Origin of the sequence: Geothrix oryzae, from assembly GCF_030295385.1 — a bacterium.
Lineage (GTDB): Bacteria > Acidobacteriota > Holophagae > Holophagales > Holophagaceae > Geothrix > Geothrix oryzae.
This window is the reverse complement of record NZ_AP027079.1, coordinates 3,106,035-3,132,688: the sequence shown is the minus strand read 5'-3', so window position 1 is coordinate 3,132,688 and position 26,654 is coordinate 3,106,035. Positions and strand designations below refer to the sequence as shown.

The 26,654-nt window shown below is 66.3% G+C and carries 19 protein-coding genes, 2 tRNA genes and 3 rRNA genes; 19 read left to right on the top strand and 5 right to left on the bottom strand.

Annotated elements, in window-relative coordinates; all coding sequences use genetic code 11:
- Positions 1–3: 3 nt before the first annotated feature.
- From QUD34_RS14470 to pssA, 4 genes are read right to left on the bottom strand one after another with little or no spacing between them, the layout of a single operon-like run.
- Positions 4–1,086, bottom strand: a complete 1,083-nt coding sequence (locus QUD34_RS14470; RefSeq protein WP_286354401.1) for a lipocalin-like domain-containing protein — start codon at positions 1,084–1,086, stop codon at positions 4–6.
- Complete coding sequence (locus QUD34_RS14465) at positions 1,083–3,650, bottom strand: ABC transporter permease (protein WP_286354400.1); 2,568 nt, start codon at positions 3,648–3,650, stop codon at positions 1,083–1,085. The genes QUD34_RS14470 and QUD34_RS14465 overlap by 4 nt, the downstream gene beginning before the upstream one ends.
- Complete coding sequence (locus tag QUD34_RS14460; protein WP_286354399.1) at positions 3,647–4,303, bottom strand: ABC transporter ATP-binding protein; 657 nt, start codon at positions 4,301–4,303, stop codon at positions 3,647–3,649. The genes QUD34_RS14465 and QUD34_RS14460 overlap by 4 nt, the downstream gene beginning before the upstream one ends.
- Before the next feature lie 60 nt (positions 4,304–4,363).
- Positions 4,364–5,203: a CDP-diacylglycerol--serine O-phosphatidyltransferase gene (gene pssA / locus QUD34_RS14455; protein WP_286354398.1), complete on the bottom strand. Its 840-nt coding sequence runs from the start codon at positions 5,201–5,203 to the stop codon at positions 4,364–4,366.
- Positions 5,204–5,281: 78 nt separating this feature from the next.
- Between pssA and mnmG the strand changes: the two genes are divergently transcribed.
- From mnmG to QUD34_RS14435, 4 genes are all read left to right on the top strand, one after another.
- Positions 5,282–7,165 (top strand): tRNA uridine-5-carboxymethylaminomethyl(34) synthesis enzyme MnmG, encoded by a 1,884-nt coding sequence (mnmG, locus tag QUD34_RS14450; protein WP_375379988.1) that lies wholly within the window; start codon positions 5,282–5,284, stop codon positions 7,163–7,165.
- Positions 7,166–7,241: 76 nt separating this feature from the next.
- Positions 7,242–7,706 (top strand): MerR family transcriptional regulator, encoded by a 465-nt coding sequence (locus tag QUD34_RS14445; RefSeq protein ID WP_286354397.1) that lies wholly within the window; start codon positions 7,242–7,244, stop codon positions 7,704–7,706.
- Positions 7,707–7,741: 35 nt separating this feature from the next.
- The gene (locus QUD34_RS14440) at positions 7,742–7,948 is read left to right on the top strand and encodes a heavy-metal-associated domain-containing protein (protein WP_286354396.1); all 207 of its coding nucleotides are present in this window, start codon (positions 7,742–7,744) and stop codon (positions 7,946–7,948) included.
- Between the two features lie 19 nt (positions 7,949–7,967).
- The gene (locus QUD34_RS14435; protein WP_286354395.1) at positions 7,968–10,082 is read left to right on the top strand and encodes a heavy metal translocating P-type ATPase; all 2,115 of its coding nucleotides are present in this window, start codon (positions 7,968–7,970) and stop codon (positions 10,080–10,082) included.
- On the opposite strand, the gene galU is transcribed toward QUD34_RS14435, so the two are convergent.
- On the bottom strand, positions 10,079–10,951 hold the full coding sequence (gene galU, locus QUD34_RS14430) for a UTP--glucose-1-phosphate uridylyltransferase GalU (RefSeq protein WP_286354394.1): 873 nt from the start codon (positions 10,949–10,951) through the stop codon (positions 10,079–10,081). The two genes, QUD34_RS14435 and galU, sit on opposite strands and share 4 nt — an antisense overlap.
- Positions 10,952–11,020: 69 nt before the next feature.
- Between galU and QUD34_RS14425 the strand changes: the two genes are divergently transcribed.
- The 15 genes from QUD34_RS14425 to rny all read left to right on the top strand — a co-directional run bounded on the left by QUD34_RS14425 (position 11,021) and on the right by rny (position 26,615).
- Entirely contained in the window at positions 11,021–12,142 is a 1,122-nt protein-coding gene (locus QUD34_RS14425) for a hypothetical protein (RefSeq protein ID WP_286354393.1), read from the top strand.
- A gap of 310 nt (positions 12,143–12,452) precedes the next feature.
- Positions 12,453–13,990, top strand: a 16S ribosomal RNA gene (locus tag QUD34_RS14420).
- Positions 13,991–14,106: 116 nt separating this feature from the next.
- Positions 14,107–14,182 (top strand) — tRNA-Ala (locus QUD34_RS14415).
- A gap of 22 nt (positions 14,183–14,204) precedes the next feature.
- A tRNA-Ile gene (locus QUD34_RS14410) sits at positions 14,205–14,282 on the top strand.
- 219 nt (positions 14,283–14,501) lie between these two features.
- Positions 14,502–17,438 (top strand): 23S ribosomal RNA (locus QUD34_RS14405).
- 82 nt (positions 17,439–17,520) lie between these two features.
- Positions 17,521–17,636, top strand: a 5S ribosomal RNA gene (gene rrf, locus QUD34_RS14400).
- Together the 16S, 23S and 5S rRNA genes with 2 tRNA genes alongside form the textbook arrangement of a ribosomal RNA operon.
- Positions 17,637–17,716: 80 nt before the next feature.
- Entirely contained in the window at positions 17,717–19,630 is a 1,914-nt protein-coding gene (gene thrS, locus QUD34_RS14395; protein WP_286354392.1) for a threonine--tRNA ligase, read from the top strand.
- A 74-nt stretch (positions 19,631–19,704) separates the two neighbouring features.
- On the top strand, positions 19,705–20,292 hold the full coding sequence (gene infC, locus QUD34_RS14390; protein ID WP_309568521.1) for a translation initiation factor IF-3: 588 nt from the start codon (positions 19,705–19,707) through the stop codon (positions 20,290–20,292).
- Between the two features lie 7 nt (positions 20,293–20,299).
- Positions 20,300–20,503: a 50S ribosomal protein L35 gene (rpmI, locus tag QUD34_RS14385; protein WP_286354391.1), complete on the top strand. Its 204-nt coding sequence runs from the start codon at positions 20,300–20,302 to the stop codon at positions 20,501–20,503.
- A gap of 229 nt (positions 20,504–20,732) precedes the next feature.
- Positions 20,733–21,080, top strand: coding sequence for a 50S ribosomal protein L20 (rplT, locus tag QUD34_RS14380; protein ID WP_286354390.1), 348 nt, complete (start codon positions 20,733–20,735; stop codon positions 21,078–21,080).
- Between the two features lie 69 nt (positions 21,081–21,149).
- Complete coding sequence (gene pheS, locus QUD34_RS14375; protein WP_286354389.1) at positions 21,150–22,220, top strand: phenylalanine--tRNA ligase subunit alpha; 1,071 nt, start codon at positions 21,150–21,152, stop codon at positions 22,218–22,220.
- Positions 22,220–24,142: a phenylalanine--tRNA ligase subunit beta gene (locus QUD34_RS14370; protein ID WP_286354388.1), complete on the top strand. Its 1,923-nt coding sequence runs from the start codon at positions 22,220–22,222 to the stop codon at positions 24,140–24,142. Before pheS ends, QUD34_RS14370 begins: the two co-directional genes overlap by 1 nt.
- 21 nt (positions 24,143–24,163) lie before the next feature.
- A complete protein-coding gene (locus tag QUD34_RS14365; protein ID WP_286354387.1) occupies positions 24,164–24,400 on the top strand; it encodes a hypothetical protein in 237 nt (78 codons plus the stop codon).
- The gene (locus QUD34_RS14360; RefSeq protein WP_286354386.1) at positions 24,397–24,756 is read left to right on the top strand and encodes a cell division protein ZapA; all 360 of its coding nucleotides are present in this window, start codon (positions 24,397–24,399) and stop codon (positions 24,754–24,756) included. The genes QUD34_RS14365 and QUD34_RS14360 overlap by 4 nt, the downstream gene beginning before the upstream one ends.
- A 218-nt stretch (positions 24,757–24,974) precedes the next feature.
- Positions 24,975–26,615 (top strand): ribonuclease Y, encoded by a 1,641-nt coding sequence (gene rny / locus QUD34_RS14355; protein ID WP_286354385.1) that lies wholly within the window; start codon positions 24,975–24,977, stop codon positions 26,613–26,615.
- Positions 26,616–26,654: the final 39 nt, after the last annotated feature.

Below are 26,654 nucleotides of genomic sequence, written 5' to 3'. Positions count from 1 at the left end.
GCCTTAGAACCGCCCCTTCAGGGAGTGGGCGTAGCCGGTGAGTTCCACATAGGCCTTGCCCACCTCGCGCCCCGCGGCATCCAGGACCCGGCAGGCGCCCTCCCAGTAGGTGATGCCCGAGCTGCGGCCCGTCCGCAGTTCCTGATCCGGGAGCACCGGCACGAGGGTGTGGCGTTCACCCCAGGCCTCCAGCACCAGGGGCATGGGATAGGTGGCGCCGCTGGCGGGGCTCCGCCAGGTACCGGCCGCGCCCAGGGTGAAAGTCCGGGTGCGGCGGCGGATGCGACCCCGGGCATCCACCTCGCTCACCGTGGAGTAGGGGTCCTGGCTGCCGTCCCTGCGGCGGAGGCGGTAGGCCATGAGGCTGCGGCCGTCCCGCAGCTGGATGCCCGCCCAGTCCCAGCCCACCTGCTCCGCATCGAGCTGGTTGGAGCTGAATTCGTGGTCCATCCAGCCCTGGCCGTGAACCTCGAGCGCGGACTCTTCCGGGAGGCGGAGGGAGCCCTGGGCCGACAGGCGGGGCCAGGTCAGGTAGTGGCTGGCGGCGCTGGGATCGGCCCCCTTCCGGCTCACGCCCTCCTCGCCGAAGATCACCGGCGGCGTGGCGGGATCCAGGGCCAGGTCCAAGGTGGCTCCGCGCACGGTCATGTGCAGGCGGATGCGGCCGGAAGCCTCCTGTTCCGCCCGCCAGTCCTGGTGGAACACGCTCAGGCGGTCGGCGGCGGCCCCGGCCAGCAGATCCGCCCGGTCCAGGCGCTCAGCCACCAGAAATCGATGGCCGGCCTCGTCGGTGAGGGCGGCGTGGGCCAGGTGGAGTTGGTCGCTCCGCCAGGCCGGGTTGCCTTTCCAGGTCGCCGGGGGCGAGGCCTGGCGGAAGAAGGTGAGCTGGTACCCGAACCGGCGGGCGCCATCCGGGGTCCAGAGGTGGCCGGTGAAGTACCACCACTCCGAGCGGAAGGCGGGATGGCTGCCGTGATCCCGCGGGAAGGCGAACCGGTAGCCGGGCCGGGCGACCGCGAAGGCCCCGGAATCAGGGACCCCGGCGCTGCATGCGAGGGCGAGGACGCCTGCCAGGATCGCCTTCATGCGCCCTCCTCCACTTCCCGGTCGGCGCCGAGCCGGGCCCCCCAGCGGGCCGTGGGGATCAGCACGAGGAGGGCCGCCGCCAGGGTCGACAGGGAGGCCAGGCCCAGGAACCTCCAAGGGACCGAGAAGCTGAGCGTCCAGCCGAAGACCTGGGGATTGAGCACATCCACAAGGATGCGCGCGAGCAGGAGGCCCAGGCCCAGGCCGGCGAGGAGCCCGGCCGTGGCCACGCCGAGGCCCTCGAGCACGAGGATGCCCGTGAGCTCCGCCCGGGTGGCGCCGAGTGCCCGCAGGGACCAGATCTCGCCACGCCGGGCCAGGGCCAGGCCGGTCAGGCCCTGGGCGAGGCCGAGCACCGCCACGAGGAGGCCGATGGCCTCGAGCGCGTAGGTGAGGGCGAAGGTCTGCCGGAAGATGGTGGTCACCTGGGTCCGCAGGGCCCCGTTGCTGCGGACCTGGAGACCCGGATGCTCGCGCCGGAGCCGCGCGGCCACGGCCTCCGGCGATTCACCGGGCTTGAGGTAGAGCGCCACGCTGGCCACCCGCGCATCCTGGAACCAGGCGAGGAAGACCGGCCGGTCGAGGATCAGGCTGCCCCGTTCGTTCCCGTAGTCCGCGAGGATGCCGCGCACCGTGGCCCGGCGGGTGCCTCCTGGCACGGGAAGCTCCAGGACCTCCCCCACCCGCACCCCGAAATGGCGGGCGAAGGTCTCGGAGGCCAGCACGCCGGGATCGGCCGTTCCCCCTTCGCGAAGGGCGCGCAGGGGACCCGGAAAGGGACCCCCCGCGGCCAGGATGAGGCCGCCCCGGGAGGCCTGGACACCCATGTCCCCGGCGCCGAGGAAGGTGGGGCGGCCCCGGAAGGTGATGGGCAGCATCTGGAAGCGATCCACGGCGGCCACGGCGGGATCCGCCGCGAGGCCATCCGCGGTGGCAGGGGCCATGCGGTGGTGGCTGCCGGCGCCGGCGGCGCCGAGGGGCGACACATACAGGTCCGCCCGGAGGCTGCTGCCGATCCAGGTGAGCACGGTGCGCTCGAAGCTCTGGACCATCACGCCCATGCCCACGGCCATGCCCACGGCCACGGCCAGGGCGGCCGCGGCAAAGCCGTGGCGGCCCGTCGGGTGCAGCAGGGGCCGCAGGGCGAGCCGGAACCGCCACGACCGGAGGCCACGGCCTGGCAGGCCCAGGAGGGGGAGCAGGGCCACCGCCAGGAGGGATCCCCCGAGCAGGGCCAGGCCGGAACCGGCATAGGCGTGCCAGGCCACCCCGGGGGAGGGATGGAGGCCGTAGGCCAGGCCCGCGCCCAGCAGCAGCGAAACGCCGCCGGCCCCACCCGCCCAGACCCAGCGCACGGGCCCGGGACCGCCCTCCCGGGCCAGCAGCTGAACCGGCGGGGTGAGGGCCGCCCGGCGAGCGGGAACCCAGGCCGCCGCCAGGCACGCCAGGGCGCCCACGGCCAGGGCGAGACCGGCTTCGCGGCCGCTCAGCGCGGCGCTCCGGGCGGAGCTGGCGCCATACAGGGCATTCACCGTGCGGCTGACGGCTTGGACCGTGCCCTGAGCCAGCAGCCAGCCGAGAGCCACGCCCAGCAGGCTGCCCAGGAGGCCCAACAGGGCGGCCTCCCCCAGCAGCAGGCGCGTGACGCCGGCGGGGGGCAGGCCCAGGGCCCGCAGGGTCGCCCAGGTCTCGCGCCGCCGGTTCACGGACGCATCGAAGGCCTGGAACAGCAGGTAGGCCCCCACCGCCAGGGCGATGAGGCTGAGGATGGTGAGGTTGAATCGGAAGGCGGCGGTCATGGTGCGCCCGCTCTCGGCGCGCTGTTCCGGGGGCTCCAGCAGGAGCCCGGGGGGGAGCAGACGCCGGGCCTGGTCCTCCAGGTCCGCCAGGCGGGCGCCGGGGCGCAGACCCCATTCCACGCGGTCCAGCTCGCCCGCGCGGTTGAGGATCCGCTGGGCGGCGGGCAGGTCCATGACGAGGAGGTTCCGCTGAAGCTTGGGGCGGTTGGGCGGGTCGGGCAGGAGGCCGACCACGCGCAACCGGACCGGACGCTCCTGGATGAAGCCCTCCAGGGACGCTCCGGGACCGAGCCCTTCCGCCGCGAGGGCCGAGGGAACCAGGACCGCCTCCGGGTCCTGGAGCAGGGCGTAGAAGTCCCCCGTGGCGTGAGGGAGGGGACCTTCCTTCTGCGGGACGGCCGGATCCTCCCCGGCGGCCGCCCCCAGGCCCACGAGGTCGAGACCCATCAGCTGAAAACCCTCGAGCGTGCCCGTCCGGGCAAAGCTGCCTTCGATCACGGGCCGCATCCAGCCCCACTCCGCCAGGGGCCGAAGATCGGAGAGGATGGACTCCCGCAGGGGGCCGGCCTCCGCCTGCATGACCAGGTCGGATCCCTGGCCCACGCCCCGGGTGAACTGCTCGAAGCTGGCCACGGCGGCCCGGTTCGCCAGCCGGATGGAGAGGAACACGGCCACGCCCAGGGCCACGGCCACCAGGGTGAGGAGCGTGCGCCCCCACTCCCGCGCCAGGGCCCGGACCACCAGCCGCCGCGCCAACCAGCTCATAGGAAGCGGCCGTCTTCCATGCGGAGGACCCGGTGGCAGATGCCGGCGGCCGCTTCGGAATGGGTGACCATGACGAGGGCCGAGCCCTCCCGCTCCGTCAGTTCCGCCAGCAGGGACAGGACGGCCTCACCGGAGGCCCGGTCCAGGTTCCCGGTGGGCTCATCCGCCAGCAGCACGGCGGGCCGGGCCGCCAGAGCCCGGGCCACGGCCACCCGCTGCATCTCCCCGCCGGAGAGCTCGGCCGGCCAGGCCTGGGCCCGGGAGGCGAGGCCCACGGCCCGGATCAGCTCGGCGCACCGCGCGCGGATCCGGGCCTCGGGCCACTTCAGCATCCTCAAGGGGAGCTCGAGGTTCTCCTCGGCCGTGAGGGTGGGGATCAGGTGGAAGAACTGGAAGACCGTGCCCAGGCGCGATCGCCGCAGGTCCGCCAGCCGGGCGGGCGTGGCCAGGTGGAGGGACTCGCCGTCCAGGAGGATGGCCCCCGCGTCGGGGCGGTCGAGGCCCCCCAGGAGGTTCAGGAAGGTGGTCTTGCCGCACCCCGACGGGCCCAGCAGGGCCACGCGCTCGCCCGCGCCGAGGTCGAAGTCCAGGGACCGGAGCACCCAGCGGGGCCCGAATCGCTTGCCCACGCCCGTGGCCTGCAGCACCGCCATGAGTCCCCCTCCCTCGACTCTATCGGAGCGTGAGGAAAGTCGAGTCTTTGTCTAGAAATATTAATGGACGATTTCGAGATCTTCGCGACCGTCCCGGGGGGGCTCGATGCCATGCCATCCAGCCTTCCAGGCCAAGTTCAGGAGGAGGCTGAGGGTCACATAGGCGGCGAAGAAGCCGACGAAAAACCGCTGCTGGAACAGGATCATCATCGCGAAGAGCAGCACGATGCCCAGGCTGGTGAGCATGGCGGCGCGGGGGCTGCCCGCCCGCTTCTTGAAGCTGGGGAAGCGGATCGTGGACACCATCAGGAGTCCCACCGCGAAGAGCTCCGCGGCGAAAGCATACGCGTGCGCCGCCGAGGCCGGGGGCGTCGGGTGCCAGATGATCACGGAGGCCACGCAGGCGGCGCCGGCCGGGATGGGCAGGCCCATGAAGTAGCGCGGGTCCGTCGAACCGACCTGGACATTGAAGCGCGCCAGGCGCAGGGCCCCGCAGGCGGTGAAGACGAAGCAGGCGGCCCAGCCCACGGCCCGCAGGTGCGAGTCATGGATGCCGAACTGGAAGAAGCCGTAACGGTAGGCCAGGATGGCCGGCGCCATCCCGAAGCTCACCACATCCGCCAGGCTGTCGAGCTGCACGCCGAACTCGGTGGCCGTGTTGGTGGCCCGGGCCACCCGGCCGTCCAGGCCATCGAAGACGCCCGCCAGCACCAGCAGGCCCGCGGCCCACAGGAAGTAGCGCTCGGGCGTGGCGCCCGCGGCGTTGATGGACATGACCACGCTGGAGAACCCGCAGAATATCGAGGCCATCGTGATGCTGGACGGCAGCACGAACATGGATCGCCGCATGGCGCGCTTGCGCCGGTCGCGGCGTTCCTCGGGGCTCAGACGGGGTCGCATGGGGATAGTTTCTCACATCCCGGCCCCCGGGGTCCCCCGGCGTGCGGAAGGGTATCCTGGCTCCTCGTGGAGGGCGGCTTGAAGCAGGTGGTGGTGATCGGCGGCGGGCATGCGGGAATCGAGGCGGCGCATGTGGCCGCCCGCATGGGCCTGGCCACGACGCTGCTCACCATGAACCTGGATCAGATCGGCCAGATGAGCTGCAACCCCAGCATCGGCGGCGTGGGCAAGGGCCACATGGTGCGGGAGCTGGACGCCCTGGGAGGCGCCATGGGCCGCCTCATCGATGCCACCGGCATCCATTTCCGCATCCTCAACGAAAGCCGGGGCGTGGCCGTGCGCGGCCCCCGGGCCCAGGCGGACAAGGTGAAGTACCGCAGCGCCGCCCGGCGGCTGCTGGAGCACACGGAGAACCTGAAGCTGCGGCAGGGGACGGCTGCCGGCCTGCTGTGGCGGGAGGGCACCCGGGGCCTGCGCGGCGTGGAGCTGCTGGATGGCTCCGTGCTGCCGTGCGACGCCGTGGTGGTCACCAGCGGCACCTTCCTCAACGGCCGCATCCTCATCGGGGAGCGGCGTCTGGAGGCCGGCCGGGCGGGGGAGCCCGCCAGCACCCACCTGGCAGAGCAGCTCCGCTCGCTGGGCCTGCGCCATCGCCGTCTGAAGACGGGCACGAGCCCCCGATTGGCGAAGGGCTCCATCGATTTCAGCCGCCTCGAGATCCAGCCCGGCGACGATCCGCCCCGGCCCTTCAGCTTCTTCAGCCGAGGCATCCCCCAGCCCCAGGTGCCCTGCCACATCGTTCACACCACGGCCCTGACCGAAGCCATCGTGCGGGAGAACCTGCCCAAATCGAGCCTCTATGGAGGCCACATCGAGGGCATCGGCCCCCGCTACTGCCCGTCCATCGAAGACAAGTTCGTGAAATTCCCTGACAAGGGGCGCCACCAGATCTTCGTGGAACCCGAAAGCCTGGAGACCGAGGAGATCTACCTGGCGGGGCTCTCCACCTCCATGCCCCCGGAGGTGCAGCTGCGCATGGTGCAGAGCCTCCCGGGCTTCGAGGGGGCCGAAATCCTGCGGCCGGGCTACGCCATCGAGTACGACAGCTTCGACCCCCTCCAGCTGCATCGGGACCTGTCCGTGGAGGGCCTCGAGGGGGTCTGGTTTGCGGGGCAGATCAACGGCACCACGGGCTACGAGGAGGCCGCGGGGCAGGGCCTGCTGGCGGGGATCAACGCCGCGCGCTGGCTGCGGGACCAGGAGCCCATCGTCCTCGGGCGCGACCAGGCCTACCTCGGTGTGATGGTTGACGACCTCGTGACCAAGGGGACCGACGAGCCCTACCGCATGCTCACGGCCCGGGCCGAACACCGGCTGGGCCTGGCCTGCGACCTGGCGGACGCCCGCCTGCTGGCGGTGGCGAGGGCGGTGGGGGCCCTGGGGCCCGGGGAACTGGCCCGGGTGGAAGCCAAGGTCGAGCGCCGGGCCCGGCTGCACGCCCAATGCGAGGCTGCCTGGGTGACTCAGACCAGCCCCTTCGGGCCCATCGCCGTTCGCGCGGGGCTGCGGCTCGACGCGGGCCTGAGTCTTTCCGATCTGCTGCGTCGCCAGCACATGGGCCCGGCCGAGGCCGATGCCTGTCTCGCCCAGCTGGAGGGGTGGGCGACGGAGGGAGAGGGTTGGGACTTGGCCCGGGAGCGGGACCTGCTGCTCTTCGAGCTCCGCTACGCCCCCTACCGGGAGCGGGAAGCGCGCCTGCTGGAGGGGCACCGGGCCTGGGACCATGTGCGGATCCCGGCGGATTTCCGCCTGGAGCAGGTTCAGGGGCTTTCCAAGGAAGTGCTGGAAAAACTGAAATTGCATCGACCCGAAACCCTGGGCCAAGCCCATCGCATCCCGGGAGTCACCCCGGCGGCGGTCACCCTGCTGCACCTGCTGATCCATCGCTCCAGGGGTATATAGTTTTTTTAAAATTTATCCTTGATCTTCCATGTAACTGGAACCTTAACCTGGGAGGGTAGACCTTCGGGAGGTTCCCATGCAGGCCATCCTCGAATCCCGCCCCACCGCCGCCACGCCGCGGATGCTGAAGATCGGCCAGCTGGCCGCGCGGTCCGGGCTCACCGCCCGGAACCTGCGGTTCTACGCCGATGCCGGGGTCTTCGGGGAACTGCCCCGCTCGGCCAAGGGCTACCGACTCTTCCCGCAGGAGGCCGTCCAGTGGGTGCGGGTGCTCAAGGCCTCCCAGGCGGCGGGCTTCTCGCTCGATGAAGTCCAGGAGCTGCTGCGGGCCCTCCGCCAGGACAGCGCCCCCTGCGCCCATGTGCGGGAGGCTCTGGGCGGCAAGCTCAGCGCCCTGGAGGCCAAGCTGAGCGAAATTCAGCTGCTGGTGGAGATCCTGAGGATCACGCTCGGCACGCCGGATGGCCAGAGCAGCGCCCTGGGCTGCAACCTGATGGAAACCCTGCTGGCCGAAGCCCAGCGTCTGCCGGCGCGGGCCTGACGCTTCCTGCTGGAAGCTTTCTGAATGGAGACCCCATGACGATCAAGATCTACCGCGTGACGGGCATGACCTGCGGCGGCTGCGTCCGCCATGTCGACAAGGCGATCCGCGCCACGCCAGGCGTCAGCGAGGTGGCCGTGGACTTAGCTCAGGGGACGGCCACGGTGACGGGCACGGCGACCTTCGAGGCCCTCTCCGCCCGGGTGTCCGAGGCGGGCTATCAGCTGGTGGAACAGGCCTGAGTCGGCCCAAGGAAGGCACATGAGCACCGAGACCTATGCCGTCACCGGCATGACCTGCGCATCCTGCGTGCGTCATGTGGAAAAGGCCCTGACCGCCACGCCCGGTGTTCAGGGGGCGTCCGTGAACCTGGCCACGGCCATGGCCACCGTCGAAGGCGAAGCGGCCTTCGAGGCGCTGGCCGCCCAGGTCGAGGACGCGGGCTACGGATTGGAGCGGATCGCGGCCGAGGCCGTGGGGCCGCAGGCTGGGGAGGATCCGGCTCCGGCCCGCCGCCGGATGGGGGTGGCGCTGGCGCTCACCGCGCCCCTGCTCCTGGCCATGGTTCCCGGATTGGGCCTGCATCTGCCGGGTTGGCTCCAGGCCGCGCTGTCGGCCCCCGTGGTCTTCTGGGCGGGGTGGGGCTTCTTCCGCCGCGCGGCGCGGCAGGCCCGGCACGGGCAGGCGTCCATGGACACGCTCATCGCCCTGGGTGCCGGCGTGGCCTGGATCTTCGCCGGGATCGAATGGCTGAACGGGGTGCACCACCTCAGCTTTGAGACCGCCGCGGCTCTGGTGGCCTTCCTGCTCACGGGGAAATACCTGGAGAGCCGGGCCAAGTCGAAGGCCACGGACGCGCTGAAGGAACTGCTGGCCCTGGCGCCGCCCACGGCCCTCCGGCTGGCGGGGGATGGATCGGTGGAAGAAGTCCCGGTGGCGGCGCTTCGGCCCGGCAACCGCGTCCGGGTGCTGCCGGGCCATGCCGTGCCTGCGGATGGCCGCGTGGTGGCCGGGCAGGCCGAAGTGGATGAATCCATGCTCACGGGCGAGCCGCTGCCGGTGCCCAAGGGCGTGGGGGAAACCCTGGTGGCGGGGACGGTGGTCCACGGGTCGGCCCTCGAACAGGAGATCCAGGCCGTCGGCGCCGAGACCCAGCTGGCCCGCATGGCGGCCCTTGTGGCCCAGGCCCAGGGCTCCAAGGCGCCGGCCCAGGATCTGGCCGATCGCATCAGCGCCGTCTTCGTGCCCGCCATTCTCGCGCTGGCCCTGCTGACGCTGGCGGGCTGGTGGGTGGCCACAGGATCGCTGGCCCAGGCCTGGCGCCCGGCCGTGACGCTGCTGGTGATCGCCTGTCCCTGCGCGCTGGGGCTGGCCACGCCCGTGGCGGTGATGGTGGGGCTGGGCGCGGCGGCCCGGAAGGGTGTGCTGGTGCGCGATGCCGCGGCCCTGGAGGCTCTGGGGCAGGCGACGGATCTCGCCTTCGACAAGACGGGGACCCTCACCGAGGGTCGGCCCCGGCTGAGGAGGATCCTCCGGTTGGCGGAAGCCTCGGAAGCCGATCTGCTGAAGACCGCGGCGAGCCTGGAGCGGGATTCGGAACATCCCATCGCTCGAGGCCTGGTGGCGGCCCACGGCGGGCCCCTGAAACCCGTCGATGGGTTCCGGGCCCACCCGGGAGGGGGCGTCAGTGGAGACCTGGAGGGCGTTTCCTGGCGCCTGGGCAGCGCGGATTTCCTGAGGACACCTTTTCCCGAAGTCGACGAGGACGGCATTGCGGTGGGCCTGGCGGATGCTTCCGGGTTGAAGGCCGTCTTCGTGCTCGGCGATCGCCTGCGGGCGGAGACGCCCGCCGTGGTGGATCAGCTGCGGCGCCAGGGCCTTCACCTCCACTTGTTCACGGGAGATCGGATCCAGGCCGCCCAGGCCATGGCCGCGGCGGCGGGGATCGAGTCGGTGTCCGCCGGCCTGCGCCCCGAGGACAAGCTGGGGCGGATCCGGGACCTCCAGACTCGCGGCGCCGTGGTGGGCTTCGTGGGGGATGGCGTGAACGATGCGCCGGCCCTGGCCCAGGCGGACTGCGGCATCGCCATGGGCTCCGGGGCGGGCGAGCAGGGCACGGCGGCGGCCATGGCCGCCGCGCCCCTGGCCCTGCTGCGGCCCGGACTGGAACCCGTGCTGGCGGCCCGGCGCCTGGCCCTGCGCACCCACCGCGTGATCCGGCAGAACCTGGGCTGGGCCTTCGGCTACAACCTCCTGCTGGTGCCGCTGGCGGCCTTCGGGCAGCTGGAGCGCTTCGGCGGTCCCATGTTGGCGGGCCTGGCCATGGGCCTCAGCTCGCTGACCGTGGTCCTGAACGCCCTGCGACTGCGCCGTTAGAGATCCTTCGAGAGTTCTTTCAGGTAGGCGGAGAAATCCTCGCGCAGGTCCTCGCGCTTGAGGGCGAACTCCACATTGGCCTTCAGGTAGTCGAGCTTGTTCCCGGTGTCGAACCGCTTGGCGGGGATGGGGGCGGCGACCAGCCGGCCCTCCCGGGCCAGGATCGCCAGGGCGTCTGTCAGCTGGTACTCGCCTCCCACGCCGGGCTCCAGGGCGGCGAGATGCTCGAATACGCGGGGCTCCAGCACATAGCGGCCCACCACGGCCCACCGGCTCGGCGCGGCGTCGGGGCGGGGCTTTTCGACAATGGCTGTCACATTCCAGACCGCTTCGCCAGGGCCCGGGGCATTGACGATGCCGTAGCGGGAGACATGTTCTTCAGGTACTTCCTGGACGCCGACGACGGACTTGCCCGTGGCCTCGTGGGCGGCGATGAGGGCGCTCAGCGCGGAATCGCGCTCATCGAAGACATCATCGCCCAGCAGGAGGGCGAAGGGTTCGTCACCCACCGCATGGCGCGCGCACAGCACGGCGTGGCCGAGGCCAAGGGGCTCGCCCTGACGGACATAGGCGAACTGAGCCAGATGGGTGATGCCGCGGACGAGGTCCAGGTCCTCCTGTTTCCCACGCCGCTGCAGGGTATCCTCCAGTTCGTAGGCGACATCGAAATGGTTCTCGATGGCGGCCTTCCCCCGACCCGTCACCAGCACGATGCTCTCCACGCCGGCGCGGATGGCCTCCTCCACCACATACTGGATCACCGGCGTGTCCACGAGGGGCAGCATCTCCTTGGGCTGGGCCTTGGTGGCGGGCAGGAAGCGCGTGCCCAGGCCTGCGACGGGAATGACAGCCTTGCGGATGGTGTTCATGGCGGCTCCGAAGGCCCATGATGACCTAAGATAAATGGAATGGCAGGGGTCGGAATGGAATCGCGGGAGATGTGGTCGAAGATGGCCGGGCACCCGATGTCGGGTTGGCGCTTCGCGGAAGATGTGGCGCTTCCCGCCACCCTGGCTCCCGGGCGCCTGCTCTGGTGCGGGATCGGCGGATCCCTCCTTCCCGCGGATGCCCTGATCCATGCTTTGGCCGGGGCTTCCCTTCGTCACCGCTGGCAACCGCTGGCCTCGCCCGAGCCGAACGGGATCCGGCTGGAGCCGGAAGATCAGCTCGTGTTCGCCTCCAAGAGCGGACGGACCCTGGAGCTGTGGACCTGGATCGGGCGGCTGCGGGCCCAGGCCGGCTGGGGACGCTGGCGGCAGGCCCCCATCGCCATCACGCAGGATGACGCGAACCCGCTGGCCCAGCTCGCGCGGGCCGAGGGTTGGAGGATCCTGCCCATTCCCGAGCAGGTGGGCGGGCGCTACTCGGCCTTCACGGCCATCGGCGCGCTGCCGCTGCACTGGGCGGGATTGGACGCCGGCCGATTCCTCGCGGGCGCCCGCGAGGTGGTGGCGCAGACGGAACAGGAGCGGGGCGTGTGGGGCACGCGGGTCTGGGACATGGTCCGCGCCTTCACGGGAGGCTTCCTCCGCGGCACCGATCAATGGGTGCTGCTGCCCTACGCCACGCCGCTGGAAACGGTGGGTGCCTGGTGGGTCCAGCTCGTGGCGGAAAGTCTGGGCAAGCAGGCGAAGGATGGCAGCCGCCGTGGCCTCACGCCCATTCGCGCCGTCGGTCCCCAGGATCAGCACGCGCAGTTGCAGCGCTGGCTCGACGGGCCACGCAATGTCGGTGTGGTGCTGGTGACGACGGGCAACGGCGTCGCCGCAGAGCCCTCCGACCCCCCGGCGCAGTGCCCGTTTCCCGGCCTGGGCCGATGGGGCGGCGCGGAGATTCTGCGGGCACAGGCCGAAGGCACCCGCGAGGCCCTGGAAGGGGCGGGAATCTCCGTGCTGCACTGGCACCTGGATGCTCTAGACGAAGCCTCCCTGGGCGCGTTTCTCATGGCCTGGCAGCTGGTGGTGGGGCTCAGCGGCATGGCGCTGGAAGTGGATCCCTTCGACCAACCGGCGGTGGAGTCGGGGAAGCGTCGGACCCTCCTGAAACTGGGGATTTCCTAGGAAATGCCTGGGAATTTCTCCAGAGACCCAACATTGGCGGGCCCCTCTGAAAAATTTCCACTTGCGCTGCGGCTCCGCGGTGATAGTCTGAATGTCCTGCGCAGTTGAGGCTGCGAGGTGCCAGGGGGAGCCGAGAGGCGAGCTTTGGAGCGTGCGGAGAGCACGGGGCGTCTTTGAAAACCGGATAGAAGATAGGAAGCCTTTGAGGGTTCCGGATCGCGTCTAAGGATGGGGTTCGGGATTCAGAACAATTTTTCGACCAGAACATTGGCCTGAGAGACGAGAGTCTCGAGGGTAAGAGTTCAGAATGAAACTTGAGAGTTTGATCCTGGCTCAGAATGAACGCTGGCGGCGTGCCTAACACATGCAAGTCGGATGTGCCGCAAGGTGCATGGCAGACGGGTGAGTAACGCGTAGGGAATCTACCTCTTTGTGGGGAATAACGCTCCGAAAGGAGTGGTAATACCGCATGAGACCGAGTGCTGGGATGCATTCGGTGAAACCTGGGGACCGCAAGGCCTGGGGCAAGGAGAGGATCCTGCGTCTGATTAGCTAGTTGGCGGGGTAATGGCCCACCAAGGCGACGATCAGTAGCCGGCCTGAGAGGGTGATCGGCCACACTGGAACTGAGACACGGTCCAGACTCCTACGGGAGGCAGCAGTGGGGAATTTTGCGCAATGGACGAAAGTCTGACGCAGCAACGCCGCGTGGGTGATGAAGGTCTTCGGACTGTAAAACCCTGTCGTCAGGGACGAAGGTGGCGGAGTTAATAACTCCGTTACTTGACGGTACCTGGAGAGGAAGCCCCGGCTAACTCTGTGCCAGCAGCCGCGGTAATACAGAGGGGGCAAGCGTTATTCGGAATTATTGGGCGTAAAGGGCGCGTAGGCGGTTTTTTAAGTCAGATGTGTAATCCCCGAGCTCAACTTGGGAACTGCATCTGAGACTGGAAGGCTAGAGTACTGGAGAGGGTGGTGGAATTCCTCGTGTAGCGGTGAAATGCGTAGAGATGAGGAGGAACACCAGTGGCGAAGGCGGCCACCTGGACAGTAACTGACGCTGAGGCGCGAAAGTGTGGGTAGCAAACAGGATTAGATACCCTGGTAGTCCACGCTGTAAACGATGAACACTTGGTGTGGAGGGAGTTGACCCCTTCCGTGCCGGAGCTAACGCGTTAAGTGTTCCGCCTGGGGAGTACGGTCGCAAGGCTGAAACTCAAAGGAATTGACGGGGGCCCGCACAAGCGGTGGAGCATGTGGTTTAATTCGACGCAACGCGAAGAACCTTACCTGGGCTTGAACTGCAGTGGACCGGTGCAGAGATGTGCCTTTTCGCAAGAACTGCTGCAGAGGTGCTGCATGGCTGTCGTCAGCTCGTGTCGTGAGATGTTGGGTTAAGTCCCGCAACGAGCGCAACCCTTACCCGTAGTTGCCAGCGCGTCATGGCGGGAACTCTACGGGGACTGCCCGGGTTAACCGGGAGGAAGGTGGGGATGATGTCAAGTCCTCATGGCCCTTATGTCCAGGGCTACACACGTGCTACAATGGGCGATACAAACCGTTGCAAAGTCGCGAGATGGAGCTAATCGGAGAAAGTCGTCCTCAGTTCGGATTGTAGTCTGCAACTCGACTACATGAAGGTGGAATCGCTAGTAATCGTGTATCAGAATGATACGGTGAATACGTTCCCGGGCCTTGTACACACCGCCCGTCACATCACGAAAGCCGGGAGCACTTGAAGAGGGTGAGGTAACCGCAAGGGGCCAGCTCTCAATGGTGAACTTGGTGATTGGGGTGAAGTCGTAACAAGGTAGCTGTAGGAGAACCTGTGGCTGGATCACCTCCTTTCTAAGGAGAGTCGCTTTTAGGAGCGACGAAAGGTCAACGCTTCCGATCGAAATTTCTATCCGGTTTTTAAAGACGCTCGGTCAATCTTTGACGAGCGTGCTTGGGCGTCTGGAAACGGGCCCGTAGCTCAGCTGGGAGAGCGCCTGGTTTGCATCCAGGAGGTCGTCGGTTCGATCCCGGTCGGGTCCACCAACGCCCGCTGAGGCACAAACTGGGGCCTATAGCTCAGTCTGGTTAGAGCGCACGCCTGATAAGCGTGAGGTCGGTGGTTCGAATCCACCTAGGCCCACCATTTATGCAAGGTTTGAGTTGAGTTGAGACCTTTCGAGGTTTGAATCCAGCTCAAGGCTGACTCAAGGGTCAGCTGCCGGAAGGCAGAGTTGTTTGACAGTCAAATAGAAGGAATAGAGAAGGGTGATCCATGGCGTTGAAGTGACGCTGTGGGCTTAAGGCGAGGCAAGTTTAGCGAAATACTCTTAAGGGTCGAAGTCAATGTAATTCATTGATGGAAGGCCAAGTTACAAAGGGTTGACGGTGGATGCCTTGGCAGATGACAGCGATGAAGGACGTGGTAAGCTGCGAAAAGTCTCGGGGAGTTGCACGCGAACGGTGATCCGGGAATGTCCGAATGGGGAAACCCGTCTGGGTGAAAGCTCAGTCATCTCTCAGCTGAATTCATAGGCTTTGAGAAGCGAACGTGGGGAAGTGAACCATCTCAGTACCCACAGGAACAGAAAACAACAGTGATTCCGGGAGTAGCGGCGAGCGAAACCGGAAGAGCCCAAACCTCTTACGTGTAAGCGGCAGGCGTTGCGTAAGGGGGGTCGTGGGACCTACAGGTTGAGGCTGCCCCTCAACACAGAGTTACAAAACCTCTAGTTAGCGGAACGGCATGGAAAGGCCGGCGATACAGGGTGATAGCCCCTTATGCGAAAGCTACGAGGACTCTGAGTGGTGTTCCCAAGTATGTCGGGGCACGAGAAACCTTGACAGAATTTGCCGCGACCATGCGGTAAGGCTAAATATGTTCATCTGACCGATAGTGAACCAGTACCGTGAGGGAAAGGCGAAAAGAACCCCGATGAGGGGAGTGAAATAGAACCTGAAACCGTCAATCTACAAGCAGTGGAACCACCATGGTTTATCCGGTGGAACCGCGTGCCTTTTGCATAATGAGCCGGCTAGTTATTTTCAGTGGCGAGGCGAAGCCGAAGAGGCGGTGCCGTAGGGAAACCGAGTCTGAATAGGGCGACAGTCGCTGGAAATAGACGCGAAACGGGATGATCTATCCTTGACCAGGATGAAGTCCGGGTGACACCGGATGGAGGTCCGAACCAGTGTGGGTTGAAAACCGCTTGGATGAGTTGAGGATAGGGGTGAAAGGCCAATCAAATTCCGTGATAGCTCGTTCTCCCCGAAATAGCTTTAGGGCTAGCGTCGGATGTTTCGTCGTGCAGGTAGAGACCTGAATGGACTAGGGGGCTTACCAGCTTACTGAATCCAACCAATCTTCGAATGGCACGCCGTGAAGTCCGGCAGTCAGACTGCGGGTGATAAGATCCGTAGTCGAGAGGGAAAGAACCCAGATCGCCAGCTAAGGTCCCAAAATACATGCTAAGTGGAAAAGGATGTGGATGTGCTTAGACAGCCAGGAGGTTAGCTTAGAAGCAGCTATCCTTTAAAGAAAGCGTAATAGCTCACTGGTCAAGCGGGTCTGTGCCGACAATTCAACGGGGCTAAAGCATGTTACCGAAGCTGCGAACGTAAGTGGTAGGGGAGCATTCCCTACGTCTGTGAAGGTTGACCGTAAGGACAGCTGGAGACATGGGAAGAGACTCTGTCGGCATAAGTAGCGTAAAGACAGGCGAGAACCCTGTCCGCCGTAAGACTAAGGTTTCCAACGCAAGGTCAATCCGCGTTGGGTTAGTCGGACCCTAAGCCGAGGCCGAAAGGCGTAGGCGATGGAAGGCTGGTTAATATTCCAGCACCATGAGCATCTCGTTTGTACGATGCAGGGACGCAGGAAGGTAGGGACGCAGAGCTATGGAATGTTCTGCGAAAGGATCCAAGGGTGGTGCTTAGGGAAGTCCGGGCGCCACGAGCCCAAGGTTTCTGACGAAAAGTCCTGATCCTACACTGCCGAGAAAAGCTGCTAAGGAGAGGTGCTTGTGTCCGTACCGCAAACCGACACAGGTAGTCGAGGAGAGAATCCTCAGGCGTTTGAGAGAACTCTGCTGAAGGAACTCGGCAAATTAACCCCGTAACTTCGGGAGAAGGGGTACCACGGTAGGGTTCATAGCCCGAGGTGGTGGCACATAAATGTTCCAGGCGACTGTTTAACAAAAACACAGGTCTCTGCAAACTCCAAAGAGGAGGTATAGGGGCTGACGCCTGCCCGGTGCCGGAAGGTCAAGAGGAGCGGTCAGCGCAAGCGAAGCTGCGAATTTAAGCCCCGGTGAACGGCGGCCGTAACTATAACGGTCCTAAGGTAGCGAAATTCCTTGTCGGGTAAGTTCCGACCTGCACGAATGGCGTAACGATCTGGAAACTGTCTCCAGCAGAGACTCAGCGAACTTGTAGCACCGGTGAAGATGCCGGTTACCCGCACTTAGACGGAAAGACCCCGTGCACCTTTACTACACCTTGACATTGAGGTTGGCGTTGGACTGTGCAGGATAGGTGGGAGGCTATGAAACTGGCTCGTTAGGGTCGGTGGAGCCACTGTTGAGATACCACCCTGTTCAACGCTGATCTCTAACTCGCACCCGTGATCCGGGTGGAAGACAATGTCAGGCGGGTAGTTTGACTGGGGCGGTCGCCTCCTAAAGCGTAACGGAGGCGTACGAAGGTTCCCTCAGGCTGTTTGGAAATCAGCCGCAGAGCGCAATAGTATAAGGGAGCTTGACTGCGAGTCAGACACGACGAGCAGGTGCGAAAGCAGGTTATAGTGATCCGGTGGTCCCGAATGGAAGGGCCATCGCTCAACGGATAAAAGGTACGCCGGGGATAACAGGCTGATCTTGCCCAAGAGTTCATATCGACGGCAAGGTTTGGCACCTCGATGTCGACTCATCACATCCTGGGGCTGAAGCAGGTCCCAAGGGTTCGGCTGTTCGCCGATCAATAGTGGTACGTGAGTTGGGTTCAGAACGTCGCGAGACAGTTCGGTCCCTATCTAGTGTGGGCGCAGGAGATTTGAGAGGACCTGTCCTTAGTACGAGAGGACCGGGATGGACTGACCTCTGGTGTTCCAGTTGTGCCTCCAGGTGCAATGCTGGGTAGCTAAGTTGGGAAGTGAGAAGCGCTGAAAGCATCTAAGCGCGAAACACCCCTCAAGATGAGATCTCCCTATGAGACCCGTGGAAGACCACCACGTTGATAGGTCGCATGTGTAAGTCCGGTAACGGATTTAGCTGAGCGATACTAATCGGTCCACAGACTTGACCTTTCATCAATCAATTGCATCAACTTCATGACCCTCGAGCGCAACACGCGCCTCGCCCAAATCCCTTCTCACCCTTCTACCCCTTCGTCGTGGCTTTTCCCCAAGGGTCACACCCGTTCCCATCCCGAACACGGCAGTTAAGACTTGGAGGGCCGATGATACTGCTCCTCACAGGAGTGGAAAAGTAGGTCGCTGCGACGTTAAAATCCCCTCCGGGCCATCACAAATGATGGCCCGGAGCTGTTTTACTGATAAAATTCTTCACCTATTTCGAGGAATCCATGGGCATCGAGGTCCGCCTTCCAGACGACTCTCTCCGGCAGCTGGCCGAGGGTGCCACTGGAGCCGATCTGGCGGGTGGCATCGGAGCGCGCCTCCTGGAAGCGGCCCTGGCCGTCAAGGTGGATGGACGCTTGGCGGATCTGAATACCCCCCTGGCGGACGGCGCCAAGGTCGAGATCGTCACCAGCAAGGCCCCGGAAAGCCTGGAGCTGATCCGCCACTCCACGGCCCACCTGTTGGCCCATGCCGTGAAGCGCCTCTACCCGAATGCGCGGGTGGGCATCGGCCCGGTCATCGAGGATGGCTTCTACTACGACTTCTGGATGGACAAGCCCTTCACGCCCGAGGACCTGCCGGTCATCGAGGCCGAGATGCGGAAGATCGTGGCCGAGGGCGTCGAGGTGGTCCGCGAGGACCTGGGCCGGGACGCCGCCGTGGCGCGATTCCAGGCCATGGGCGAGCCCCTCAAGGTGGAGATCGTCTCCAGCATTCCGGCCAGCGACATCATCAGCGGCTACCGCCAGGGCGACTTCTACGACCTTTGCCGCGGGCCCCATGTGCCCAACACGGCCAAGCTGAAGGCCTTCAAGCTGCTCAGCATCGCCGGCGCCTACTGGAAGGGCGACGAGAAGAATCCGATGCTCAGCCGCATCTACGGCACCGCCTTCCACACCCAGAAGGAGCTCGACGAGCACCTGAAGCGGCTGGAGGAGGCCAAGGCGCGCGACCACCGGAAGCTGGGCAAGGAACTGGGCCTCTACTCCTTCCACCCGGAGGCGCCCGCCTCCCCCTTCTTCCATCCCAAGGGCACCCAGGTCTACAACGAGCTGGTGACCTACATGCGCGAGCTGTACTTCAAGTACGGCTATAGCGAAGTCATCACGCCGCAGGTGCTGGATGTGGCTCTCTGGAAGACCAGTGGCCACTACGAGAATTACGCCGAGAACATGTACTTCACCACCGCCGAGGAGCGGGAGTACGCGCTGAAGCCCATGAACTGCCCGGGCCACTGCATCATGTTCGGCAGCCAGAAGCACAGCTACCGTGACCTGCCCATCCGCTACGCGGATTTCGGCCGCCTGCACCGCTATGAGCGCAGCGGCGTTACCCACGGCCTGACGCGGGTGCGCACCTTCTGCCAGGACGACGCCCACATCTACTGCGCGCCCGAGCAGATCAAGACTGAAATGGCCGCCTTCCTGGCGCTGCTGAAGGAGGTCTACGACACCTTCGGTTTCGAGGGGATGCGCGTGGCCCTGAGCACCCGGCCCGAGAAGCGCCTGGGCTCCGACGAGATCTGGGACGCCGCCGAACGGGCCCTGGGTGAGGCCCTGGACGAAGCCGGAATGCCCTACACCCTGAATCCTGGCGAAGGCGCCTTCTATGGGCCTAAGATCGAGTTCCAGATCCTGGATGCCCTCAAGCGGCCTTGGCAGCTGGGCACGCTCCAGGTGGACTACATGCTCCCGGAGCGTTTCGACCTGAAGTACACCCAGGCCGACGGCGCCGAGGGCCGCCCCATCATGCTGCATCGCGCCATCCTGGGCAGCCTCGAGCGCTTCATGGGGATCCTCGTGGAGCACACCGCCGGCGCCTTCCCCGCCTGGCTGGCCCCCGTGCAGGTGGCCATCCTGCCCATCACCGACCGGGCCAACGCCTTCTCCACGGAGGCCGCAGCCCGGGCGAAGGCCCTGGGCCTGCGGGCGGAGCTGGATTCCCGCAACGAGAGCCTGAAGGCCAAGATCCGCGAGGCCCAGCTGGCCAAGGTCCCCTACATGCTGGTGATCGGGGACCGCGAGGCCGAGGCGGGCACGGTTTCCGTGCGCCACCGTCACCGGGGCGACCTGGGGGTGCAGCCCCTGGACGCCTTCCTGGAGGGCCTCACCCTCGAGGTGCGGGACCGCCAACGCTGATTTGGTTTTCCGTGCTTGGCGAAGGCCGGGCCAAGTGTTAGACTTTTTGTCCTTGTGTAACTAGGGGAGGAACCATTCGTCCGAACGAGACCCGCATCAACGACGGCATCCGGGCCCAAGAGGTCCGCGTCATCTCCGAAGATGGCGAACAGCTTGGCGTGATGCCTCCCCACCAGGCCATCCGGATTGCAGAAGAGCGCGGTCTTGATCTGGTGGAAGTCGCCGGAAACGCACAGCCACCCGTCTGCCGAATCATGGACTATGGCAAGTACAAGTTCATGGAAGCCAAGCGGGAACACGCAGCCCGGGCGAAGCAGAAGAACATCGTGGTCAAGGAAGTCAAGTTCCGCCCCAAGACCGATGACCACGACTTCGACTTCAAGGTGAAGCACATCCTGCGGTTCCTGGAGGAAGAAGACAAAGTCAAGGTGGTGGTCATGTTCCGCGGACGCGAAGTGGTCCATCGCGACATCGGCTACCGGATCATCGAAGAAGTCATTCAACGGGTCGGCGACAAGGCCATCGTCGAAAAGGGTGCCGGCATCGATGGACGCGACATGCACGCCATCCTCGCCCCCCGGATCATCGAGGCGCCCAAACCGCCGAAGAAGCCCAAGCCAGCCAGTCCCGAAACCCCCGCAACCGAAGCCCAGATCCAGTGAGGAAGCCATGAGCGGTTACAAGATCAAGACCCACAAGGGCGCCCAGAAGCGGTTCAAGAAGACCGCCGGCGGCAAGTTCAAGCGCGGCTGCTCGCACCAGCGCCACATCCTGACCAAAAAGACTGCCAAGCGGAAGCGCCAGTTGGACATGGGCCGGATGGTCTCCAAGGCCGACACCAAGGCCGTGGCCGCGATGCTGCCCTACGCCTGATTGATGTTGTCAGGGGGTTCCCCTCGCGACGCCTGCGCCGCAAGGATCTAAGGGCGCGCTGCGCACACCCCCCCCCCCTGGCCCCCGCGCCTCGCGCAGGCGAAGCCTGCACGAAGCTTGTTCTCCAAGGCCTGAGATCCTAGGATTGAAGGTTCAACCCGGTGGCTGAGGCCACCCCCGATGAGGCCTTCAAACGCTCTTCCGAGCTGCCTCGAGGAAAGGAAGCAACATGACTCGTGTAAAACGCGGTTTTAAGCGCGCCCAGCGGCGCAAGCGCATGATGAAGTTCGCCAAGGGCTTCTACGGCGCCAAGTCCCGCCTGTACCGGTCCGCCAAGGAAGCCGTCGAGAAGGCCCTCGGCTACGCCTACCGCGACCGCAAGGTCAAGAAGCGCGACTTCCGCCGCCTCTGGGTGGTGCGCATCAGCGCTGCCTGCGGACAGAACGGCACCAGCTACTCCAAGTTCATGGGCGGCCTGAAGAAGGCTTCCGTGGACCTGGACCGCAAGATCCTCGCGGATCTCGCCGTGCGCAATCCCGAAGCGTTTACCAAGCTCGTGGCCGTGGCCAAGGGCTGATCGCGAACGCAGCAAATCGCAGACACCCGAAAGGCCGCGCAAGCGGCCTTTCTTTGTGTTGAGGGCACCATGGACCATCTGCTGCCAACGGAGATTATCGAGGCGGGCCGGGCCTTTCCGGAGGCGCTGGCTGCATGCGGCGACCTGGATGCGCTGCTGCGCCTCAAGGGCGCGTATGTGGGGCGCGACGGCAGCCATGCCGCGCGGCTGATGGAGCTCCTGAAGACGGCGCCGAAGGAGCAGAAGCGTGATCTGGGCGCCGCGATCAACGGCCTCAAGCAGCAGTGGGAGGAGGGCCTGAAGGTCCGCCAGGCCGAACTGGAGGCGGCGAAGAAACACCTGAACGCGCTGGCCGACCGCTGGGATCCTTCGTTGCCGCCGCCGGTCCCGGCCCGGGGCGCGCTCCATCCCTTGAACCGCCTCATGGACCGCCTGGTGGAGGTCTTCCGGCCCCTCGGCTTCCATGTGGAGGAGGGTCCCGAGGTCGAGACGGAGGCCCACAACTTCGACGGCCTGAACATCCCCGAGGACCACCCGGCGAAGGCTTCCTCGGACACTTTCTATCTGGCGGCCCATCCGGCGCTGCTGCTTCGCACGCACACCAGTCCCGTGCAGGTCCGTACGCTGCTCCGCGTGGCGCCGCAGCTCGCGGCGGGCGGGGGCATCCGCTTTCTCGCGCCGGGCCGCGTCTACCGCAAGGACGAGATCGACCCCACCCACAGCCCCATGTTCCACCAGGTGGAGGGCATGCTCGTGGGCCGGGGGATCGGCATGCAGCACCTCAAGGGCACGCTGGAGTACGCGTTGCGGGCGCTGTTCGGCCCCCACACGGAGATCCGCCTGCGGCCCTCCTACTTCCCCTTCGTGGAGCCGGGCTGCGAGGTGGATGTGAGCTGTCCGCTCTGTGAGGCCAAGGGCTGCCGCGTGTGCAAGGGCTCCGGCTGGGTGGAGATCCTGGGCGCGGGCCTCATCCATCCGAATGTGCTGCGCTACGCGGGCATCGATCCGGCGGAATGGTCCGGATGGGCCTTCGGCATGGGCGTGGAGCGCATGGCCATGATGCTGAGCCAGACCCCCGATCTGCGCTTGTTCTTCGAGAACGACCAGCGCTTCCTCAACACCATGGGAGGGCTCGACTGATGTGGATCGAACGCAAGGCCCTCGCCGCCGAAATCCCCGCTGCCGCCGCGCTGGAGACCCGCCAGCTCTGCGAACTGCTCGCCGCCCTCGGCTTCCCCGTGGATGGCGTGGCCGCCCGTGAAGGAGCGGAGGTGCTGGATGTGGACATCACCGCCAACCGTGGCGACGCCATGTCCCACCGCGGCATGGCCCGGGAAGTGGCCGCCAAGCTGCAGCAGCCCCTCGCGCCCCTGGCCCCCCCGCCCGTGACCGAAGGCGCGCCCAGGGTCCAGGTGCGCCTGGAGAGTCCTGCCTGCCCCCTCTATGCCACGGCCCTGCTCAGCCTGGGCGAGGGAACCACGCCGCTGGAGACCCAGGCCTTCCTGCGGGCCCTGGAAGCCTCGCCGAAGCACCTGCCCGCCGTGGATGCCTCCAACGATCTGCTGCACCGCTACGGCCACCCCACCCATGCCTTCGACGCGGACCGCATCCGCGGCGCGGTGTCGATCCGCCAGGCGAAGGCCGGGGAAGCCCTGGTGACGCTTGATGGCGTCGCCCGGACGCTGGCTGCCGAAGACCTCGTCATCGCCGACGAGGCCGGTCCCATCGCCCTCGCGGGCGTCATGGGCGGCGAGGGCACGAAGGTGACGGAATCCACCCGCCGCGTGCTGTTGGAAAGCGCCTGGTTCGAGCCGAAGTCCGTGAAGGCCACGGCGCGCCGTCACAGCCTGCACACGGACGCCTCCCATCGCTTCGGCCGCGGCGCCGACCCCGCCATGGCCGCCGTGGCGCGGGACCTGCTGGTGCATCGGCTGCAGTCCTGGGCCGGCGCCACGCTGGAAGGCGCCTGGACCGTGGGCGGCCTGCCTCCGGTTCCGGCTCCCGTCTCGGTGCCCGAAACCCTGCTGACGCGGGTCGCCGGCGAGGCCCGACCCCTGGCCGAGGGGGTGGAGGCCCTGCGCCGGCTGGGCTGCGCCGTGGAGACCCAGCCGGGCACGCTGGTCGTCCAGCCGCCCTCCTGGCGCCACGACCTGGCCATTCCGGAAGATCTGGCCGAAGAGGTCCTGCGGCTCCGGGGTTATGAGCACATCCCCTCGGTCCTGCCCCCTCTGGAAGGGCCGCCCTTGCCGCTCGCCGCGGAGTATCTGCAGCGCCAGGCCGTGGCCCGGCGGCTGGCCCACCTGGGTTTCCACCAGACCGTGACCTACGGGTTCATCAGCCCCGATGCGGACGCCGCCTTCGCCGTGGCGGGAAATCCCGCCGAGGGCCGGACCCTGCTCAATCCGCTGGGCCAGGAGTACTCCGTGATGCGCGGCACCCTGCTGTCGAGCCTGCGATCCGCCGCCGAGCAGAACCTCCGCCAGGGAGCCCGGGAGATCCGGCTCTTCGAGCTGGCGCCCACCTATACCAGTGGCCCGCAGGGGCCGGCCGAGCAGTTCACGCTGGGCCTGGTCTGGGGCGGCACCCTGGGAGGGGAGGACTACCTGAACCCCGCCCGCCCCGTGCGGGAGGCCGACCTGTCGGGCATGGCCCGGGATCTCGGCCTGGCCCGCCTGCCGGAGGTCCGCGCCCTGGGCGAGGGCCTGTTCGGGTTCGAGCTTCCCGTGGCGGATCTGCCGCAGGCGGGAGCCCGGATCATCCCGACCTTCCGCGCCTTCAGCCGCTTTCCTTCGGTGGAGCGCGACCTGTCCCTGCTGGTGGATCTCGGCCAGTCCCACGAGACCCTGACGGCGGCCATGCGGGCGGTGCTGCCGGCGGGCATCCTCCAGGACCTGCGCTGCGTGGATGTGTTCCGCCACAAGAGCCTGCCGGAGGGAAGCCAGGCCTGGCTCATGCGCCTGCGCTTCCAGGCCGACCGCACCCTGGTGGGCGATGAGGTGGACGGCTGGGTGGCCTCGGCGTTGGCCGCGGCCGAAGCCCTCGGGGCGAAGCTCCGGGCGTAAGATGAGCTCTGAGAGGCATCCATGGACCTTCTGAAACAACTCGAATCGAAGATGCAGGCCCTGGTCCAGCAGCGCAACCAGCTGAAAGAAGAGCTGGATGCACTGAAGGCCGCCGGGGCCGTCGGGGACCAGGAGCTGCAGTCCCTCCGGGCCCGGCTGGAAGAAGCCCTCTCGGACAAGCTGGCCCTGGAGAAGGACCGGGAGGCGGTGAAGGAGCAGGTGGCTTCCATCCTGCGGGCCCTGGAGGCCCTGGGATGAAGTCCTTGCCGCCCCTTCCTGGGGTCCGGGCGGCCACGGTGGCGGTCCTGGGGCGGGAGCTCCAGGTCCAGACCGACCACCCCGAGTCCCTGGCGGCGGCAGTCCGGGTCCTCGAGGAGACCTTCCGCGACATGGACTCGCAATGCCAGGTAAGATGGGGAAGCGTCCCGAAGGGCCTCGACACCCCGTCGTGGTACCTCCTGGGCGCCCTGAACCTGGCGCACCGCGTGGCGCGCCTGGAGCAGGAAGCCAACCAGCACACCCAAAACCTGGAACAGACCCTTTCGAAGCTGTTGAACGATGTTCCGGACGAACCTTCCGCCCCCGTGCCTTTCCTCGACGAGGACGGAGACTGATTTCCCTGCGAGGCCCGTGATCATGGCCAAGCTCTTGTTCCGTAAGTCGACTAGGGAGACCTTCCCCCTGTCCTGTGCGTTCCGCGCGTCGGCGCGCCTTAGCCAGGGACTCTGGTTTCCCCCCTATAAATTAGGGAACTCGGCAAGCCTCCACGACTGAGCGGGGATTTTCAATTCGGGTGCTGGTGGCTTCTGGACCTCTTTCCCAGGAGTCGCTGATGACCTTGATCGATTGGATCTTTCTCTGCCTCGCCATCGCCTCCGGCGGGGTGGCGCTGCTGATGGCCATCAAGGCCCAGAAGGCCACCCTGGAGAGTTCCCAGGCCCAGGCCAAGGCCGAGGCCGACACCAAGTCCCAGCGGGAGAAGCTGCTGGAGGAGGCCAAGGCGGAAGCCCAGCGCCTCCGCAAGACAGGAGAGCAGGAGGCCGAAGCCCTCCGCAAGGAATCCGAACTCAAGGTGAAGGAACAGGCCCTCCAGGCCCGCCAGGAAGCCGAGAAGGTGCTGGCTGAGCGGCAGGTGAACCTGGAGAAGCAGGAACAGCGGCTCCAGTCGAAAGAGACGGGTCTCCAGTCGAAGGAGGAAGGCCTCGACAAGAAGCTCCATCAGGTCGAGCAGAAGACCAAGGATCTGGAGACTCTGACGGAGAAGCGCAAGTCGGAGCTGGAAAAGCTCGAGGCCCAGCAGGCGGAAGCCCGGCAGCTGGTGGAGGCCCAGGCCAAGCGCCTGGAGGAGGTCGCCGGCCTCACCCGCGAGGACGCGAAGAAGGAGCTGATCGGGCAGCTCGAGTATTCCGCGAAGATGGACGCGGCGAAGCTGGTGCGGCGCATCGACGAGGAAGCCCAGGAGGAGGCGGCCAAGAAGGCCCGGTGGACCATCGGCGCCGCCATCCAGCGTGTGGCCTCGGATGTGGTGGCCGAGCAGGCCGTGAGCTCCGTGCAGCTGCCCAGCGACGACCTCAAGGGCCGCATCATCGGCCGGGAAGGCCGCAACATCCGGGCCCTGGAAAAGGCCACGGGCTGCGACCTCATCGTGGATGACACGCCGGAGAGCATCGTCGTTTCGAGCTTCGATCCCATCCGCCGCGAAGTCGCGCGCCAGGCCATCCTCAAGCTCCTAGCCGACGGCCGCATCCACCCCGCCCGCATCGAGGAGGTGGTGGAGAAGGTCAAGGTGGACATGGACCAGCACCTCAAGGAGATCGGCGAGGCCGCCTGCATCGAGCTGGGCTTCCCCGATGTGCATCCCAAGCTGCACAAGCTGGTGGGCCGCCTGAACTACCGCACCTCGTATGGCCAGAATGTGCTGGAGCACACCAAGGAAGTGGCCCGCATCGCCGAGTACATGGCCGGCGAGATGGGCGCGGACGCGCGGCTCTGCCGCCGGGCGGGGCTCTTCCACGACATTGGCAAGGCCATCGACCGCGAGGTGGAGGGCACCCACATCGAGATCGGCATGCAGCTCATGCAGCGCTACGGGGAGAAGGACGAGGTCATCCACGCCATGAGCTGCCACCACGGGGATTTCGAGCCCCGCACGGTGGAGGCCATGCTCATCACGGCCGCGGACGCCCTCTCCGCCGCCCGTCCCGGCGCCCGGCGCGAGATGCTGGAGACCTATGTCAAGCGCCTGGAGAAGCTCGAGGAGATCGCCGGGAGCTACAAGGGCGTGCAGAAGAGCTACGCCATGCAGGCGGGGCGCGAGATCCGCATCCTGGTGGACGCCGGCTCCGTCAACGACGACCAGGCCTACTGGATCGCCAAGGATGTCTCCCGGCGCATCGAATCCGAGATGCAGTACCCCGGCCAGATCAAGGTCACGGTCATGCGGGAGCTGCGCGCGGTCGAGATCGCCCGCTGAGGGTCGCGTCTGATACAGTCCTGAAAGGTCTCATCCCCC

Excerpts from the sequence above, each read along its gene's own strand:
- QUD34_RS14470 (WP_286354401.1), bottom strand. The coding sequence starts at position 1,086 with ATGAAGGCGATCCTGGCAGGCGTCCTCGCCCTCGCATGCAGCGCCGGG.
- QUD34_RS14465 (WP_286354400.1), bottom strand. The coding sequence starts at position 3,650 with ATGAGCTGGTTGGCGCGGCGGCTGGTGGTCCGGGCCCTGGCGCGGGAG.
- QUD34_RS14460 (WP_286354399.1), bottom strand. The coding sequence starts at position 4,303 with ATGGCGGTGCTGCAGGCCACGGGCGTGGGCAAGCGATTCGGGCCCCGC.
- pssA (WP_286354398.1), bottom strand. The coding sequence starts at position 5,203 with ATGCGACCCCGTCTGAGCCCCGAGGAACGCCGCGACCGGCGCAAGCGC.
- QUD34_RS14445 (WP_286354397.1), top strand. The coding sequence starts at position 7,242 with ATGCAGGCCATCCTCGAATCCCGCCCCACCGCCGCCACGCCGCGGATG.
- QUD34_RS14440 (WP_286354396.1), top strand. The coding sequence starts at position 7,742 with ATGACGATCAAGATCTACCGCGTGACGGGCATGACCTGCGGCGGCTGC.
- QUD34_RS14435 (WP_286354395.1), top strand. The coding sequence starts at position 7,968 with ATGAGCACCGAGACCTATGCCGTCACCGGCATGACCTGCGCATCCTGC.
- galU (WP_286354394.1), bottom strand. The coding sequence starts at position 10,951 with ATGAACACCATCCGCAAGGCTGTCATTCCCGTCGCAGGCCTGGGCACG.
- QUD34_RS14425 (WP_286354393.1), top strand. The coding sequence starts at position 11,021 with ATGTGGTCGAAGATGGCCGGGCACCCGATGTCGGGTTGGCGCTTCGCG.
- thrS (WP_286354392.1), top strand. The coding sequence starts at position 17,717 with ATGGGCATCGAGGTCCGCCTTCCAGACGACTCTCTCCGGCAGCTGGCC.
- rpmI (WP_286354391.1), top strand. The coding sequence starts at position 20,300 with ATGAGCGGTTACAAGATCAAGACCCACAAGGGCGCCCAGAAGCGGTTC.
- rplT (WP_286354390.1), top strand. The coding sequence starts at position 20,733 with ATGACTCGTGTAAAACGCGGTTTTAAGCGCGCCCAGCGGCGCAAGCGC.
- pheS (WP_286354389.1), top strand. The coding sequence starts at position 21,150 with ATGGACCATCTGCTGCCAACGGAGATTATCGAGGCGGGCCGGGCCTTT.
- QUD34_RS14370 (WP_286354388.1), top strand. The coding sequence starts at position 22,220 with ATGTGGATCGAACGCAAGGCCCTCGCCGCCGAAATCCCCGCTGCCGCC.
- QUD34_RS14365 (WP_286354387.1), top strand. The coding sequence starts at position 24,164 with ATGGACCTTCTGAAACAACTCGAATCGAAGATGCAGGCCCTGGTCCAG.
- QUD34_RS14360 (WP_286354386.1), top strand. The coding sequence starts at position 24,397 with ATGAAGTCCTTGCCGCCCCTTCCTGGGGTCCGGGCGGCCACGGTGGCG.
- rny (WP_286354385.1), top strand. The coding sequence starts at position 24,975 with ATGACCTTGATCGATTGGATCTTTCTCTGCCTCGCCATCGCCTCCGGC.